The sequence below is a fragment of the Pseudomonas sp. F(2018) genome (assembly GCF_005508865.1).
Taxonomy (GTDB): domain Bacteria; phylum Pseudomonadota; class Gammaproteobacteria; order Pseudomonadales; family Pseudomonadaceae; genus Aquipseudomonas.
Genome location: NZ_SCOM01000005.1, coordinates 67,720 through 82,619 on the forward strand (window position 1 = coordinate 67,720; position 14,900 = coordinate 82,619).

Here is a 14,900-nt window from a genome sequence, read left to right on the forward strand (position 1 = left end):
ACGAATTGAACGAATTGTTAGCGTAGGGAGCATCCCATGCAGCACGAAGTACACACCCACGGCATCGACATGGCCGCCCTCGGCCGGCAGAAGCAGGGCCTCAACCTGGCGGAAGAAACCGTCGCCCTGGAGGTGCCGAGCCTGAACCTTTTCTACGGCGACAAGCAGGCGCTGTTCGACGTGTCGATGAACATCCCCAAGCAGCGGGTGACCGCCTTCATCGGCCCGTCCGGCTGCGGCAAGTCGACCCTGCTGCGCACCTTCAACCGCATGAACGACCTGGTCGACGGCTGCCGCGTGCAGGGCGAGATCCGCCTCGACGGCCACGACATCTACAAGAAGGGCGTGGACGTCGCCGAACTGCGTCGCCGCGTCGGCATGGTGTTCCAGAAGCCCAACCCGTTCCCCAAGAGCATCTACGAGAACGTGGTGTACGGCCTGCGCATCCAGGGCGTGAACCAGAAGCGCGTGCTCGACGAGACCGTTGAATGGGCTCTGAAGAGCGCCGCCCTGTGGGACGAGGTCAAGGACCGCCTGCACGAGTCCGCCCTCGGCCTCTCCGGCGGCCAGCAGCAGCGCCTGGTGATTGCCCGTACCGTGGCGGTACAGCCGGAAGTGCTGCTGCTCGACGAACCCTGCTCGGCACTGGACCCGATCTCCACCCTCAAGGTCGAAGAGCTGATCTACGAGCTGAAGAGCAAGTACACCATCGTCATCGTCACCCACAACATGCAGCAGGCCGCGCGCGTCTCCGACTACACGGCGTTCATGTACATGGGCAAGCTGATCGAGTTCGGCGATACCGACACCCTGTTCACCAACCCGGCGAAAAAACAAACCGAGGACTACATCACCGGCCGTTACGGCTAGTGGTGCAGCGGTCCCACAACAACGAACTCGAAACCGGTTTGCATAGGACTTCGCGATGATCAACAAAGACAGCCTCACCCATCACATCTCCCAGCAGTTCAACGCCGAGCTGGAGGAAGTGCGCAGCCACCTCCTGGCGATGGGCGGCCTGGTCGAGAAGCAGGTCAATGACGCGGTCACCGCGCTGATCGAGGCCGACTCCGGCCTGGCCCAGCAGGTGCGCGAGATCGACGACCAGATCAACCAGATGGAGCGCAATATCGACGAGGAGTGCCTGCGCATCCTCGCCCGCCGCCAGCCGGCCGCCTCCGACCTGCGCCTGATCATCAGCATCTCCAAGTCGGTGATCGACCTCGAGCGCATCGGCGACGAGTCGTCGAAGATCGCTAAGCGCGCCATCCAGCTGTGCGAGGAGGGCGAGTCGCCGCGCGGCTACGTCGAGGTGCGCCACATCGGCGACCAGGTACGACGCATGGTGCAGGAGGCGCTGGACGCCTTCGCCCGCTTCGATGCCGACCTGGCCCTGTCCGTGGCCCAGTACGACAAGACCGTCGACCGCGAGTACAAGACCGCCCTGCGCGAGCTGGTCACCTACATGATGGAAGACCCGCGCGCGATCAGCCGCGTGCTCAACATCATCTGGGTCCTGCGTTCGCTGGAGCGCATCGGCGACCACGCGCGCAACATCGCCGAACTGGTGATCTACCTGGTGCGCGGCACCGACGTGCGGCACATGGGTCTGGCACGCATGCAGGAAGAAGTGCAGGGCAAGAAAGAGTAACCCGCCCGCGCGGCGCCCGCGGACAATCCCCGGCGCGCTCGGGGATTCACCGAGTGCGCCATGTTGGCCTCGGGCCAGTATCCGCAGCTATGCTTGTCGACATCGTTGTCGGGAGTGGTCGATGAGCAAAGTCAGTGTGCTGGTGGTGGACGACGCCACCTTTATCCGTGATCTGGTGAAGAAGGGCCTGCGCGACCACTTCCCCGGCATCCAGATCGAAGAGGCGGTCAACGGCCGCAAGGCCCAGCAGATGCTCGCCCGCCAGGCGGTCGACCTGATCCTCTGCGACTGGGAAATGCCCGAGCTGTCCGGCCTCGAACTGCTCACCTGGTGCCGCGAGCAGGAAGCCCTGAAGATCGTGCCGTTCATCATGGTCACCAGCCGTGGCGACAAGGAGAACGTGGTCCAGGCCATCCAGGCCGGGGTCTCCGACTACATCGGCAAGCCGTTCTCCAACGACCAGCTGATCACCAAGGTCAAGAAGGCCCTGCACCGCGCCGGCAAGCTGCAGGCCCTGGCCGCCAGCGCGCCGCCGAAGATGCTCAGCACCGGCGGCTTCGCCAACGACTCCCTGAGCGCCCTGACCGGTGGCAAGGCCGATGTGGTCAAGCCGGCCGCCAAGCCCGCCGCCGCTGCTGCCGATCCGGCTGCCGCCTTCGCCAAACCCGCCGCGCCGGCCGCCAAGGCTTCCGCCGCGCCGACCGGCCGTGGCCAGGGTCAGCTGCGCCTGCCCGGTGGCAGCATGGCCTGCGTGATCAAGGCGCTGAGCCTCAAGGAAGCGCTGCTGGTGGTGAAGCGCACCGAGCTGCTGCCCCAGGTGCTGGAAAGCGCGGTACTCGACCTGGAGCAGGGTGAGGCGGCCGAGACCGCGCGCCTCAACGGCTACCTGCATTCGGTGGCGGCCCTGGAGCCGAAGCCGGACAGCGAATGGCTGCAGCTGAGCTTCAAGTTCGTCGACAAAGATCCGCAGAAGCTCGACTACCTGTCGCGCCTGATCGCCCGCGGCACCGCGCAGAAGCACTTCGTTCCCGGCGCCTGACGCCGCTAGCCAGATTCACGACCACGGCGCCTACGGGCGCCGTGGTCATTTCTGGGAGTACCTGTTCCGGAGCGTGCCTTTCGTCGGATATCGCCGCGAATCGCTGCCCGGCCCTGCGGATTGCCGCACAGCCCGCAGCGCCAGCACTCGCGAGCCGGCTGGGGCGCTGCTAGTCTTTTCGTCCCGGATACCAAATAACCATTAAATCCGTGAAGTTATGCTAGGGCGTTCAATCATTTTCTGCGCACTGCTGCTGGCCGCCGGCCAGGCCAGCGCGCTGACCATCTACAAGTATGTCGACCAGCACGGCACGGTGACCTATAGCGACAAGGCCGTGCCCGGTGCCCAGGTGTTCGTGTTCCGCGACCGCATGGTGGAGAAGCTCGACAACCTGGTGAAGCTGGAAACCAAGAAGCACGATGCCGGCGAGACCCTGGTGTTGCGCAACGACCTGTACGCCCCGGTGGAGGTCGAGCTGCGCCTGGATCGCCTGGTCAACGTCGCCGGCGCGCCGGATGCGCCGATCCGCTGGGTGCTGCCGCCGCGCAGCCATATCCGCCTGACCACCCTGGCGCCGCTGGATGCCACCAAGCCGATGAGCTACAAGCCGCGGCTGCGTTACGCCATGGGCGACCCGCGCCTGCAGCCGCTGCTGTTCCGTTACCCGCTGCCCTGGCGCGGCGGGCCGTTCAAGCTGACCCAGGGTGCCAACGGCAAGTACAGCCACTTCACGCCCAAGGGCCGCTACGCCATGGACATCGCCATGCCCGAGGGCACGGCGATCGTCGCCTCGCGCAGCGGCATGGTGGTGAAGACCGAGAACCGCCAGAGCGGCCGCGGCAACAACCCGTCCGGCAACTACGTGCGCATCCTGCATGACGACGGCACCATGGGCGTCTACCTGCACCTGATGCGCGGCTCGGTGGCGGTGCGCGAGGGCGAGCGGATCGAGGCCGGCATGCAGATCGCCCGTTCCGGCAACACCGGCAACAGCACCGGCCCGCACCTGCACTTCGTGGTGCAGCGCAACATCGGCCTGGCGCTGGAGTCTATTCCGTTCAACTTCGCCCAACCGGTGGACAGCCTGCCCAACTTCGCGGTGGGTGGCGAATAGCCGGACTGGCGCGATCGGCGAATCGCGGCAATGCTTGGGGGACTGGCGCCAGCAGTCCCCGAGAGTGGCGCCGAATCGAGGAAACCAATCTGCCCGTGCGTCTGTTCAGCCTGCTGTTCTGTCTGCTGGCTACCCTTCATTGCGTAGCCGCTCCGCTCGAGCTCACCGATGACCGTCAGGTTTTGCGTCCCGCACCCTGGCTGGAATACCTGCTGCCTGCCGAGGAGCTGGATTTTGCCGAGGTCGCCGAGGCCAGCGGCTGGCGCAAGCTGAAAGGCGCCTCGCTGAGCCTGGGTTACCAGGAAGGGCCGGTGTGGGTGCGCATGGCCCTGCACAACCGCTCCGCTCGCGCCGACTGGCGCCTGTTGGTGGAGTGGCCGATTCTCGATCGCCTCGAGCTGCGCCTGTTCGATCCCGCCAGCGGAAGCTGGGGGCCGCTGCTGGAGGCCGGTGATCATCTGCCGCTGAGCGCCTGGCCGGTACCCGGTCGGCAACCGCTGTTCCCCCTGGCGCTGCAGCCCGGCGAACAGCGCTGGGTCTACCTGCGCCTGCACAGCCGCGAGAACATCGTGGCGCCCATGCAGGTGCTCACCGAGACGGCCCATCAGCAGCAGGAGCTGGACCAGCGCATGCTGCTGGGGCTGTTCTTCGGCGCCATGCTGGCAGTGCTGCTGTACAACTTCAGCCTGTACCTGTTCACCCGCCACCTCAGTTACCTGTGGTACAGCCTCTATCTGCTCGGCGTGGTGGTCTACGAGCTGAGCCTGAGCGGCTTCGGTGTGCTCTTCCTGTGGCCCGAGCTGGGCCGGCCGGCGGGTCTCATCTACGCGTTCTCCGCGCTGTGGAGCTTCTTCGCCTCGACCTACTTCGCGCGCGTGTTCCTGCGCATCCCGCGCTACGGCGGCTGGGTGCTGTGGGTCAACAATCTGTTGCTCGGCTACTGGGCCTTGGCGATCGCGCTGCTGCTGGTGCGGCCGCAGTGGCTGATCACCATCGGCACCGGGCCGGTGGCGCTGCTCAGCTGCCTGCTGGCGCTGGCGACGGCGGTGGAGCTGTGGCGGCGCGGCAATCGTTCGGCGCCGCTGTTCAGCCTGGCGTGGATCTTCCTCATCGTCGGCACCGCGGTGCATGTGGCGGCCCTGCAGGGCGCCCTGCCGGTCAACCAGCTGACCCTACGCATGCAGACCCTGGGCTTCTTCGTCGAATTCATCCTGCTCTCGGTGGCCCTGGCCGACCGTATCAACAGCGAGCGTTCCGCACGCATCGCCGCACAGACCGCGCTGATCGGCGAGCGCGAGGCGCGCCTGGCCAGCCAGGAACAGCTGCTGGTCGAGCAGGCGCGGCTTAACGAGGAACTGGAGCGGCGGGTGCTGGCGCGCACCGCCGAGCTGCAGCAATCGACCCGCGAGCTGGCCGAGGCCAACTCCGAGTTGACCCGCCTGAGCAACACCGATGCCCTGACCCAGCTGGCCAACCGTCGTCATTGCGACCAGCAGCTGGCCGATCAGGCCAACACCCGGCTGGCCGTGCTGCTGATCGATATCGACCACTTCAAGCGCATCAACGATGGCTATGGCCATCCCTTCGGCGACCGCTGCATCGCCGCCGTGGCCAAGGTGCTGCGCGACAGCGCCCGGCGCGCCGGCGATCTGGCCGCGCGTTATGGCGGCGAGGAGTTTCTGCTGGTCCTGGCGGATGTCGATGCGGCGGGTGCCCAGGCCCTGGCCGAGCGCGTCCGCGCCCAGGTGGCGGCGCTCGATCTGCAGCACCGTGGCGCCAGCGTGCCGCTGAGCGTGAGCATCGGCCTGGTGCATCACGATGGCCAGGCAGCGTTGCACATGCAGGCGCTGATCGATGCCGCCGACCAGGCGCTGTACGCGGCCAAGGCGGCCGGGCGCAATCGGGTGTGCGTGGCCGGCTGACCCTTGGTCGGTCCGCGGCGCCGCGCGGTCGTTCTGGCGCTAAGGTGGCCAGACACGCCGAATCCGCAAGGTGAAGATCATGAACAATCTGCACTGCACTTACCGCGACCACGCCATCAGCGCCGCCATCATCGAGCACCCGGGCATTCCCACGCCCTGGGCGGCGGGCTGCCAGATCACCCTGCCCGACGGCCATGTCAGCAAGCGCATCTCGCTGCCGCTGCAGTTCGCCTTTCTCGCCGACCTGGAGAGCGCCCAGCGTGCCTCGCTGGCCCACGGCAAGTGGCTGGTGGACCAGCATCTGGACCACGGCATGAGCCTGGCCGGCGTCAGCCGCACCAGGGCCGCCTAGGGCCGCACAGCAAAACGCCGCAGACAGGCTGCGGCGTTTCGCGGAGCGGCGGGGTGCGTCAGTCCAGCTTGAGCACCTTGGCCAGGACGATCTTCGGCCCCTTCATCTTCTTCACGATGATGTGCAGGCCCTCGGTCTCCAGCACCTCGTCCTCCTCCGGCACCCGGTTCAGGCTCTCGTAGACCAGGCCGGCCAGGGTCTCGGCCTCGATATGGTCGAGGTCTAGGCCGAGCAGGCGCTCGATCTTGAACAGCGGGGTATCGCCACGCACCAGCAGCTTGCCCGGCTGGTAGGCGAGGATGCCGCGCTCGGCCTTGTGGTGCTCGTCCTGAATATCACCGACCAGCACTTCCAGCACGTCCTCCATGGTCAGGAAGCCGACCACCTTGCCGTCGGCCTCCTCGACCAGGGCGAAGTGCGCGCCGCCCTGGCGGAATTGCTCCAGCAGTGAGGACAGCGGCATGTGCTTGCTGACCCGCTCGATGGGGCGCATCAGCTCGGCCACGTTGAACTTGGACGGCAGCATCTCCAGCAGGCTCAGCTGCAGCAGCAGGTCCTTGATGTGCAGCACGCCGACGAAGCCGCCGGTGGCTTCTTCGTACACCGGGTAGCGGCTGAACTTGTGCCGGCGGAACACGTTGAACAGCTCGTCCAGCTTGGCATCGGCGTCGATGTACACCAGGTCCTCGCGGGAGTTGGCCCAGTCCACCACCTCCAGCTCGCCCATCTCCACGGCCGAGGCCAGCACGCGCATGTCCTGGTCGCTGGGGTCGCGGGCGCGGCTGGAGTGGAGGATTAGCTTCAGCTCGTCGCGGCTGTAGTGATGCTCGTGGTGCGGCCCCGGCTCGCCTTGCCCGGCGATGCGCAGGATGGCGTTGGCGCTGGCGTTGAGCAGGTAGATGGCCGGGTACATCAGCCAGTAGAAGGCGTATAGCGGCGCGGCGGTCCACAGCGACAGCAGCTCGGGCTTGCGGATCGCCCAGGACTTGGGCGCCAGCTCGCCGACCACGATGTGCAGGTAGGAAATGATGAAGAAGGCGAAGAAGAAGGCGATGCCGTGGACCAGCTTCTCCGACTCGATGCCGATGGCGCCGAGCAGCGGGGTGAGCAGTTCGGCGAAGGCCGGCTCGCCGACCCAGCCCAGGCCGAGTGAGGCCAGGGTGATGCCCAGCTGGCAGGCGGAAAGGTAGGCGTCCAGCTGGTTGTGCACGGTGCGCAGGATGTGTCCGCGCCAGCCGTGCTGCTCGGCGATGGCTTCGACCTTGGTCGCGCGCAGCTTGACCATGGCGAACTCGGCGGCGACGAAGAAACCGTTGAGCAGAACGAGGAACAGGGCGAACAGCACGAGGCCGAGGTCGGCGACCAGGGCGGAAGTGGAGAGACTAGAGGAAGGGTCCATGGGTACTAGGGTTGGCGGAAGATCGCTACAGGTTGGCGGCTGAGGCCGGTGATTGCAAGCCGCCGGCCATTTCTAGCCGCGCCGGCTGACCTGCTGGGGCGGGAAGTGGCAGGTGAAGGTGCTGCCCTTGCCGACCAGGCTGTTGATGTCCAGCCGAGCCCGATGGCGCAGCAGCACGTGCTTGACGATGGCCAGGCCGAGGCCGGTGCCGCCGGTGTTGGAGGCGCGGCTGGAGTCGACCCGGTAGAAGCGCTCGGTCAGGCGCGGCAGGTGCTTGGCCTCGATGCCGATGCCGCTGTCGGCCACGCTGAAGTGCCCGCCCTGTTCGTCGCCCCACCAGCGGATGCGGATCTCGCTCTCCTCGGGGCTGTACTTCACCGCGTTGAACACCAGATTGGAGAAGGCGCTGCGCAGCTCGGCCTCGCTGCCCTTGAGGCGGATCTGGCTGTCCGCCTCCAGGCTGATGCGGTGGTTGCGCGCGCCGGACAGGGCCTGGGCGTCGTTCTTGATCGAGAGCAGCAGCAGGTCGACGGCCACCGGCTGGTTGTCCGAGGGATAGTCGGTGGCTTCCAGCTTGGCTAGCAGCAGCAGGTCGTTGAGCAGGTTCTGCATGCGTGAACCCTGCTGCTGCATCTGTTGCAGGGCGCGCAGCCAGCGCGGGTTCACGTCCTCGACATTGTCCAGCAGGGTCTCCAGGTAGCCGGTGATCACCGTCAGCGGTGTGCGCAGCTCGTGGGACACATTGGCGATGAAGTCCTTGCGCATCTGCTCCAGCTGGTGGAGGCGGGTGACGTCGCGCACCAGCATCAGGTGCTCGTGGTTGCCGTACTGGGTGATCTGCAGCTGCAGGCGCATGCGGTCGTTGATCGGCGAGGGCAGCTCCAGGGCCTCCTGGTAATTGCCGGCCTCGAAGTACTCCTTGAAGCGCGGGTGGCGTACCAGGTTGGCGATCGACTGGCCGCTGTCCTGCGGGGTCTTCAGGCCCAGCAGCTGCTCGGCGGCGCGGTTCCACCACTCCAGGTTGCCCTCGGCGTCGAGCATGATCACCGCGTCGCGCAGGGCGGCGGTGGACTCCTGCACGCGGTCGATCACTGCCTGCAGACGACCGCGCACGCGCTGGTCGCGGCGCTGCAGGTGGTAGATGTTGTCGAAGATCTCGCCCCACAGGCCGTAGCCTTCGGGCGGCGCCTCGTCCGGCTGGCGCTCGCGCAGCCACTTGTGCAGGCGCAGCAGCTGCTTGAGGTGCCACAGCAGGTAGCCGCCGAGGCCGATGGCCAGGGCCCAGGCGTACTCGCCGGTGATCAGGCCGACCAGGCCGCAACCGACCAACAACAACAGCAGGCGGCGCGCCAGGGCGCCGCGCCAGTCTTGGTTCACCTAGTGCTTCCTTTCTCTGGACGCGAGGAGCGTGAGTCAGCTCTTGGTGGAAAAACGATACCCGGTGCCGCGCACCGTTTGCACCAGATTCTCGTAGACCTCGCCGAGCGCCTTGCGCAGGCGGCGGATATGCACGTCGACGGTACGCTCCTCGACGTAGACGTTGCCGCCCCACACCTGGTCGAGCAGCTGGCCGCGGGTATACGCCCTTTCTTGATGGGTCATGAAGAACTGCAGCAGGCGGTACTCGGTGGGGCCCATCTCGGCCGGCTTGCCGTCGATGGTGACGCGGTGGCTGATCGGGTCGAGCAGCAGGCCGCCGACCTCGATCGGCGCCTCGCCGTCGCTCGGCGCGGTGCGGCGCAGCACGGCCTTGAGCCGGGCCACCAGCTCGCGCGGCGAGAAGGGCTTGGTGATGTAGTCGTCGGCGCCGACTTCCAGGCCCTGGATCTTGTTGTCCTCTTCGCCCTTGGCGGTGAGCATGATGATCGGGATGTCGTCGGTCAGCTCGTCGCGCTTGAGGCGGCGGGCCAGCTCGATGCCGCTGGTGCCCGGGAGCATCCAGTCGAGCAGGATCAGGTCCGGTTTGCGGTCGACGATCAGGGCGTGGGCCTGCTGGGTGTTTTCCGCTTCCAGGCAGTCGTAGCCGGCCATCTCCAGGGCCACCGCGATCATCTCGCGGATGGGAGCTTCGTCGTCAACGATCAGGATGTTCTTGCCAACCATGGGTCGAGCCTCGGGTCGTCTGTCTTGCGCCGCATTAGATAACGGAATTATTGCAGCGATGTGACAGCCATGCGGCAGGCCCCGATCTAGCGCAGCGCGTAGTCGATGACGATGCCCAGCAGAATCGCCAGGCCGGCCCAGTGATTGTGCAGGAAGGCGGCGAAGCATTTCTGCGGATCGCGGTCGCGGGTGCTCCAGAATTCCCAGGCGAAGCAGGCGGCGGCGCCGAGCAGGCCGAGGAGGAACCAGATGCCCAGGCTGAAGCGCGCGCCGGCCATGGCCAGGCACAGCACGGCCAGACCCTGCAGGGTGAGGATGATGATGCGGTCGGCATCGCCGAACAGGATGGCGGTGGATTTCACACCGATCTTCAGGTCGTCCTCGCGGTCGGTCATCGCGTAGTAGGTGTCGTAGGCCACCGTCCACAGCAGGTTGGCGATGTACAGCAGCCAGGCCTCGGCCGGCGGCAGCTCGCCGGTCACCGCGCTGAAGGCCATCGGCATGCCCCAGGAGAAGGCCGCACCCAGCACCACCTGCGGGTAGTAGGTGTAGCGCTTCATGAAGGGGTAGCAGGCGGCCAGGGCGAGGCCGCCGAACGACAGCAGGATGGTGGTCAGGTTGGTGAACAGCACCAGGATGAAGCTCAGCCCCACCAGCACGGCGAACAGGATCAGCGCCTCGCGCGGGCTGACCCGGCCATCGGCCATTGGCCGCGCCCGGGTGCGCGCCACATGGCCGTCGAAATTACGGTCGGCATAGTCGTTGATCACGCAACCGGCGGCGCGCATGAGCAGGGTGCCGAACACGAAGATCAGCAGCAGGCCGAAGTCCGGCACGCCCTTGCTCGCCACCCACAGGGCCCACAGGGTCGGCCATAGCAGCAGATAGATGCCGATCGGCTTCTCCAGGCGCATCAGCTGGACGAAGTCCCAGGTGCGCGGGTGCAGGCGGTTCAGGGCGAGCAGGAAGGATTGGTACATCGGCGGGTCTCCGGGCCAGGTGCGCCGATTATACGAGCAGCGGCCGGACCGGGAGCGAGGGCGGCGTCTAGTTCTGCGCGGCGTGGTCCCAGAACGCCGGCAGGAACACCTCGGCCACCAGCACGCCGAGGCCGTCGCGGCGGAAGCAGGAACGGCGTCCCCAGAGATGCTCAGCGCGTGCCTCGGCGGGCAGCCAGGCCGCTGGGTAGCGACAGACCTGCAGCTCGCCACGCACGAAGGCGCGGTCGCTGAACAGCAGCTCGCCCAGCGAACGGCTGCCCAGCTTGCCCAGCTCTAAGCCGGAGCCCTCCAGGGCGGTGCGTGGCGCCACGCTGCGGGCGAATACCCAGGGCTGGCCGGCGCCGAGGAGGAACACCTCGCGCACCCAGCCCATGCTGCCGGCCGGCACCTGCAGGGCGCTGCACTCGTCGGCGCGCAACACCTGCCAGCCCTGCTGCAACGGCTGCACGGCGAAGCGCTCGGCACTTAGGGCAGTGAGGCGACGGGTCAGCGAGCCCTGGCCGAACAGCCAGTCGCGCAGCAGCGGTGCGGGGGCAGGATGCAACTGGCCGGCGTTGAGCCAGCGGGGCGGGTGGGCGAGGGCGGAGGAGGGCACGACAACGGCTTCGGCTACCGGGGACGGCGGCGAGCTTAGCACGACGAAGGGCCGCCCCGGACACTTGCGCTACGGCGTCCATATCAGTACAAAGCCTGCTGATTTTTTAACCAGGGCAACGTCCGCCAGAGACGACCCTCGATGAGGTAGAGCATGAAGAAGTGGCAATGTGTGGTCTGTGGCCTGATCTATGACGAGAGCCAGGGTTGGCCCGACGACGGCATCGCCGCCGGTACCCGCTGGGAAGACGTGCCGGCCGACTGGCTGTGCCCGGACTGCGGCGTCGGCAAGGCCGATTTCGAGATGATCGAGATCGGCTGATCCCGCTCGTGCAACACCCTCGACGGCGGCCTGCGGGCCGCCGTCGGCGTTTCTGCCCCAGGAATTCGGAGCATCGATCAGCTTCTGGCGGAAATGGCGGATGTTCTGTCTGCTTCACCATATTCGCCGTCGGGCAAACTGCCCGGCAGCACTGGCGCAGTCCCGGATGGCGTGCCATTCTCCCCCAGTCTGCCGCAGCGCAGAGCCGTTGCGGCGCCTTTGGCGCTGTTCTGGAAAGACAGCTCGGACACACAACAACAACAAACAGTCAAAGAGGCATCTATGCGCAAACCTGAACTCGCCGCGGCCATCGCCGAGAAGGCTGATCTGACCAAAGACCAGGCCAACCGCGTACTCAACGCCGTGCTCGAAGAAATCACCGGCGCGCTGAACCGCAAGGACAGCGTCACCCTGGTCGGTTTCGGCACCTTCCTCCAGCGCCACCGCGGTGCCCGTACCGGCAAGAACCCGCAGACCGGCGCCCCGGTCAAGATCAAAGCCAGCAACACCGTGGCCTTCAAGCCGGGCAAGTCCCTGCGCGACGCCGTCAACTGAGCAAGTCCCGGCCCGGAGCTCCAGGGCTCCGGGCCACCCCCCTCTCCAGCGCCGAAACGCCCGCCAGACGGGATGTAGTGTTCTGCGCCATCCGCTACAATGCGCCGCCGATTTCATCACCCTCGAGGCTGCGCGCCATGAAATTCCGCTTTCTCCTCTGGATGCTGGACCGCCTGATGGTCAAGGCCAGCCGCACCAATCCCGAGTTCCAGCAGCAGCTGGAAGGCAAGGAGCTGGTATTCCAGCTGCACACCCTCGACGGCAAAGTCGCCCGTCACTACCGCATCAAGGACAAGCGCGTCACCAGCCACGCCGGCACGGCCCGCGAGCCGGCCTTCGCCATCGGCTTCAAGGACGCGGTCTACGGCTTCGCCACCATGAACGCCAAGAACAAGCAGCTGGCCTTCATGCAGGGCATCCAGAACAAGGACATCCAGATCCAGGGCAACCCGGCGCTGGTGATCTGGTTCCAGGGCCTGCTCAAGCACGTGGTGCCGAAGAAGAAAAAGAAGACCGAGGTCAAGAAAGCGGCCTGAGCCGCCTTCCCTTGCTGGCCCGGGCCGCGCCACTTGGCTAGGCTGGGCGTTTTCCACGGAAGTCCCGTTATGCGTCCGCTGTTCATCCTCGCCCTGCTCCTGTCCTTGGTCGCCTCGGCCCAGGCGGCGACCGACGCCACCCTCAAGCGCGTGCTGGAGCTGGCCGGCGTACAGCTGCTATGCGAGCAGACGGCGCCGCTGCTGCAGCGCGGCATGAGCGCCGAGCAGCAGAAGTCCCTCGGCAAGGCATTCGCCGCCGCCCCGCTGTGCGACGACCTGGCCAAGCGCGTGGCGCTCAAGGTCAAGCGCGAGCAGCTGGAGGCCGCACTCAAGCTGCTCGATAGCCCGTTGGCCCAGCACTTCACCGCCGCCGAGCGGGCGGTGGGCGAGGATGGCGGCCTGGCCACCTACCGCCAGCAGCTGCAGGAGCGCCCGCCGCTGGGCAAGCGCCTGGACCTGGTGCGCCGCCTGGACAAGGCTGCCCACACCACCGAGCTGGCGACCCTGCTGCGCTACGAGGTGGGCAAGACCCAGGCCCTGCTGACCCTGCGCGCCCGTGGTGGTGATCTGGACGAGAAGGCCCTGGCCGAGCAGACCGCCGCCCAGCTGGCGCCGCTGCGTGCGTCCAGCGCCAGTGGAGTGGAAGCCTTCATGCTCTATGCCTACCGCCAGACCCCCAGCGACAAGCTCGGCGAATACGCCGCGTTGTACGAGCAGGCACCGTTGCGCGCGGTGCTGGAGGCCAGCACCAAGGCCCTGCCGGAAGTGTTCGCCGCCCGGCGGGCCAAGCTCAAGTAACGAGCCAGCCGACACAACGAAAAAGGGGCCCGCAGGCCCCTTTTTTCATGGCGGACGCACTCAGTGCGGATGGTTGAACTGCGAGGCCAGCTCGCGCAGCGCCACTTCCGCCTGCAGCACCTTGTTCAGCGCGTCGTCGGCCTTCTCGCGAGTCAGCCCCAGGCGCTCGAACAGTTCGTCCGGCAGGTCATGCTGCGGGCCGCTGCCGATGCCGCGGCTGCGCAGCAGGTTGACGGCCAGGCACACCAGGTTCGGGTAGGCGGCGTGGGCGCCGTCGTACGCGGGGTCGTGCTGGAAGCGCAGGGCGGTGGCCAGCTCTTCTGGCATGTCCCAGAAGCGCATCAGCCAGGCGCCGATCTGCTCGCGGGTGATGCCCAGCAGGTGCTGCTCGATATAGCCGGCGGACAGGTGCGGGTTGACCTCCAGGTGCCGGCAGATCAGCGAGAAGTGCGGCGGGAAAACGTGGGCCAGGACCAGGTAGCCGAAGTTGTGCAGCAGCCCGGCGAGGTAGGTCAGGCCGGCTTCCGGGCGCTGGGCGCGCGGCATGGCGCGGGTCAGGCCCTCGATGATGGCGGCGGTGTAGATCGCCTGCTGCCAGTAGGGTGTGGCCTGCTGCGGCTGGTCCTTGGGCAGGCTGAGGGTCTTGCCCAGGGCCAGGCCGAGGGCCAGGTTGATCACCAGGTCGAAGCCCAGCACGCGGACGATGGCGTCCTCCACCGAGCGGATCTTGCCGGGGGCGGCGTAGTAGGGCGAGGCGGCCCAGCTGACCACCTGGGCGGCCAGGGCCGGGTCGGTCTCGACTACGCCGGTGATGTCGTCGACGGTAGCGTCCGGGTCGACGCGCAGCTTGATGATCTTCTGTGCGGTCTCCGGCAGCGGCGGAATCTCGATGGTTTCCTCGAGACGCTGCTGGATGCGGCGTGCGGTGAAGGCTTGCACGGCCTGGGTGATCTCCGCGCGGTCGTCGTCCGGGCGATTCAGGTTCGGGCGGATGCCCAGCAGCGGCTCGCCGAAGCGGGCGGCGCTGGCCTTGGCCAGGAGGATGGCCTTGTAGTGTTCGCTGTCGATCTCCAGCAGCACGCCGGCCTGGCCGGACTCCACCAGCAGGCTAGGCTCCTGCAGCAGGCGCTCGTCGTACAGGCAGGGCGAGCTGGTCAGCGGCGGCAGGCCGGGCAGCAGGCCGAGGTTATGCTTGGCCAGCATGCGCTCCATGCGCTCGGGCTTGACCGCGGTGAGCTTGCGCCCGGTCAGCTCGGCCAGGCGATTGAGGTCGAGCAGCTGGCTCTGGGGGAACAGCACCAGCAGGGCACCGACCGCGTCTTCCAGCAGCGCGGCCTGCACGCGGCGAGCGGCGGGATGTGCGGGGTGGTCGGGACGGATGTGGCAGGGGACGCCGAGTTTCTCGAGGAGTTGCAGGATCACCACCGGCGGACGCGGGGCGGAATCGGGGGCGAGGGCGACTTCGGTCATGGGCGACATCCGGCTGAGGAACTACTGACGAGGAGTATAACCAG

Annotated in this window: 16 protein-coding genes; 10 read left to right on the forward strand and 6 right to left on the reverse strand. The window is 67.0% G+C overall.

Features of this window, described 5'->3' with window-relative positions; genetic code table 11:
* The first annotated feature begins 36 nt into the window (after window positions 1-36).
* From pstB to FFS62_RS19730, 6 genes are all read left to right on the forward strand, one after another.
* Window positions 37-870, forward strand: a complete 834-nt coding sequence (gene pstB, locus FFS62_RS19705) for a phosphate ABC transporter ATP-binding protein PstB (RefSeq protein WP_137974559.1) — start codon at window positions 37-39, stop codon at window positions 868-870.
* Window positions 871-925: 55 nt separating this feature from the next.
* The gene (gene phoU / locus FFS62_RS19710; RefSeq protein ID WP_137974560.1) at window positions 926-1,651 is read left to right on the forward strand and encodes a phosphate signaling complex protein PhoU; all 726 of its coding nucleotides are present in this window, start codon (window positions 926-928) and stop codon (window positions 1,649-1,651) included.
* A 121-nt stretch (window positions 1,652-1,772) separates the two neighbouring features.
* Complete coding sequence (locus FFS62_RS19715) at window positions 1,773-2,690, forward strand: response regulator (RefSeq protein WP_137974561.1); 918 nt, start codon at window positions 1,773-1,775, stop codon at window positions 2,688-2,690.
* 217 nt (window positions 2,691-2,907) lie between these two features.
* Window positions 2,908-3,804, forward strand: coding sequence for a peptidoglycan DD-metalloendopeptidase family protein (locus FFS62_RS19720; protein WP_137974562.1), 897 nt, complete (start codon window positions 2,908-2,910; stop codon window positions 3,802-3,804).
* Window positions 3,805-3,899: 95 nt separating this feature from the next.
* Window positions 3,900-5,726 carry a diguanylate cyclase gene (locus FFS62_RS19725; RefSeq protein ID WP_137974563.1) on the forward strand — a complete coding sequence of 609 codons (1,827 nt, stop codon included), beginning with the start codon at window positions 3,900-3,902 and terminating at the stop codon, window positions 5,724-5,726.
* 79 nt (window positions 5,727-5,805) lie between these two features.
* Window positions 5,806-6,078 carry a hypothetical protein gene (locus FFS62_RS19730; RefSeq protein WP_137974564.1) on the forward strand — a complete coding sequence of 91 codons (273 nt, stop codon included), beginning with the start codon at window positions 5,806-5,808 and terminating at the stop codon, window positions 6,076-6,078.
* Between the two features lie 58 nt (window positions 6,079-6,136).
* On the opposite strand, the gene FFS62_RS19735 is transcribed toward FFS62_RS19730, so the two are convergent.
* From FFS62_RS19735 to FFS62_RS19755, 5 genes are all read right to left on the reverse strand, one after another.
* Entirely contained in the window at window positions 6,137-7,477 is a 1,341-nt protein-coding gene (locus FFS62_RS19735) for a hemolysin family protein (RefSeq protein ID WP_137974565.1), read from the reverse strand.
* 72 nt (window positions 7,478-7,549) lie between these two features.
* A complete protein-coding gene (gene phoR / locus FFS62_RS19740) occupies window positions 7,550-8,854 on the reverse strand; it encodes a phosphate regulon sensor histidine kinase PhoR (RefSeq protein WP_137974566.1) in 1,305 nt (434 codons plus the stop codon).
* Between the two features lie 36 nt (window positions 8,855-8,890).
* Entirely contained in the window at window positions 8,891-9,580 is a 690-nt protein-coding gene (gene phoB, locus FFS62_RS19745) for a phosphate regulon transcriptional regulator PhoB (RefSeq protein WP_137974567.1), read from the reverse strand.
* An 86-nt stretch (window positions 9,581-9,666) separates the two neighbouring features.
* The gene (ubiA, locus tag FFS62_RS19750) at window positions 9,667-10,560 is read right to left on the reverse strand and encodes a 4-hydroxybenzoate octaprenyltransferase (RefSeq protein WP_137974568.1); all 894 of its coding nucleotides are present in this window, start codon (window positions 10,558-10,560) and stop codon (window positions 9,667-9,669) included.
* 67 nt (window positions 10,561-10,627) lie between these two features.
* Window positions 10,628-11,176, reverse strand: coding sequence for a chorismate lyase (locus FFS62_RS19755; protein WP_137974569.1), 549 nt, complete (start codon window positions 11,174-11,176; stop codon window positions 10,628-10,630).
* 153 nt (window positions 11,177-11,329) lie between these two features.
* On the opposite strand from FFS62_RS19755, the gene FFS62_RS19760 reads away from it, so the two are divergent.
* The 4 genes from FFS62_RS19760 to FFS62_RS19775 all read left to right on the forward strand — a co-directional run bounded on the left by FFS62_RS19760 (window position 11,330) and on the right by FFS62_RS19775 (window position 13,386).
* The gene (locus tag FFS62_RS19760; RefSeq protein WP_068827612.1) at window positions 11,330-11,497 is read left to right on the forward strand and encodes a rubredoxin; all 168 of its coding nucleotides are present in this window, start codon (window positions 11,330-11,332) and stop codon (window positions 11,495-11,497) included.
* 282 nt (window positions 11,498-11,779) lie between these two features.
* Window positions 11,780-12,052, forward strand: a complete 273-nt coding sequence (locus FFS62_RS19765) for an HU family DNA-binding protein (protein WP_137974570.1) — start codon at window positions 11,780-11,782, stop codon at window positions 12,050-12,052.
* 137 nt (window positions 12,053-12,189) lie between these two features.
* Window positions 12,190-12,588 (forward strand): helicase, encoded by a 399-nt coding sequence (locus tag FFS62_RS19770; RefSeq protein WP_137974571.1) that lies wholly within the window; start codon window positions 12,190-12,192, stop codon window positions 12,586-12,588.
* A 69-nt stretch (window positions 12,589-12,657) separates the two neighbouring features.
* Window positions 12,658-13,386, forward strand: coding sequence for a hypothetical protein (locus FFS62_RS19775; RefSeq protein WP_137974572.1), 729 nt, complete (start codon window positions 12,658-12,660; stop codon window positions 13,384-13,386).
* Window positions 13,387-13,446: 60 nt separating this feature from the next.
* Here FFS62_RS19775 and FFS62_RS19780 read toward each other — a convergent pair whose 3' ends face one another.
* A complete protein-coding gene (locus FFS62_RS19780) occupies window positions 13,447-14,856 on the reverse strand; it encodes an aminoacyl-tRNA deacylase and HDOD domain-containing protein (protein WP_137974573.1) in 1,410 nt (469 codons plus the stop codon).
* Window positions 14,857-14,900 lie beyond the last annotated feature (44 nt).

What these genes read in the sequence shown, in the direction of transcription:
- FFS62_RS19760 (WP_068827612.1), top strand. Translation starts at nt 11,330, where the DNA reads ATGAAGAAGTGGCAATGTGTGGTCTGTGGCCTGATCTATGACGAGAGC.
- FFS62_RS19715 (WP_137974561.1), top strand. Translation starts at nt 1,773, where the DNA reads ATGAGCAAAGTCAGTGTGCTGGTGGTGGACGACGCCACCTTTATCCGT.
- pstB (WP_137974559.1), top strand. Translation starts at nt 37, where the DNA reads ATGCAGCACGAAGTACACACCCACGGCATCGACATGGCCGCCCTCGGC.
- FFS62_RS19780 (WP_137974573.1), bottom strand. Translation starts at nt 14,856, where the DNA reads ATGACCGAAGTCGCCCTCGCCCCCGATTCCGCCCCGCGTCCGCCGGTG.
- FFS62_RS19720 (WP_137974562.1), top strand. Translation starts at nt 2,908, where the DNA reads ATGCTAGGGCGTTCAATCATTTTCTGCGCACTGCTGCTGGCCGCCGGC.
- FFS62_RS19735 (WP_137974565.1), bottom strand. Translation starts at nt 7,477, where the DNA reads ATGGACCCTTCCTCTAGTCTCTCCACTTCCGCCCTGGTCGCCGACCTC.
- FFS62_RS19765 (WP_137974570.1), top strand. Translation starts at nt 11,780, where the DNA reads ATGCGCAAACCTGAACTCGCCGCGGCCATCGCCGAGAAGGCTGATCTG.
- FFS62_RS19770 (WP_137974571.1), top strand. Translation starts at nt 12,190, where the DNA reads ATGAAATTCCGCTTTCTCCTCTGGATGCTGGACCGCCTGATGGTCAAG.
- FFS62_RS19730 (WP_137974564.1), top strand. Translation starts at nt 5,806, where the DNA reads ATGAACAATCTGCACTGCACTTACCGCGACCACGCCATCAGCGCCGCC.
- phoU (WP_137974560.1), top strand. Translation starts at nt 926, where the DNA reads ATGATCAACAAAGACAGCCTCACCCATCACATCTCCCAGCAGTTCAAC.
- FFS62_RS19775 (WP_137974572.1), top strand. Translation starts at nt 12,658, where the DNA reads ATGCGTCCGCTGTTCATCCTCGCCCTGCTCCTGTCCTTGGTCGCCTCG.
- phoB (WP_137974567.1), bottom strand. Translation starts at nt 9,580, where the DNA reads ATGGTTGGCAAGAACATCCTGATCGTTGACGACGAAGCTCCCATCCGC.
- ubiA (WP_137974568.1), bottom strand. Translation starts at nt 10,560, where the DNA reads ATGTACCAATCCTTCCTGCTCGCCCTGAACCGCCTGCACCCGCGCACC.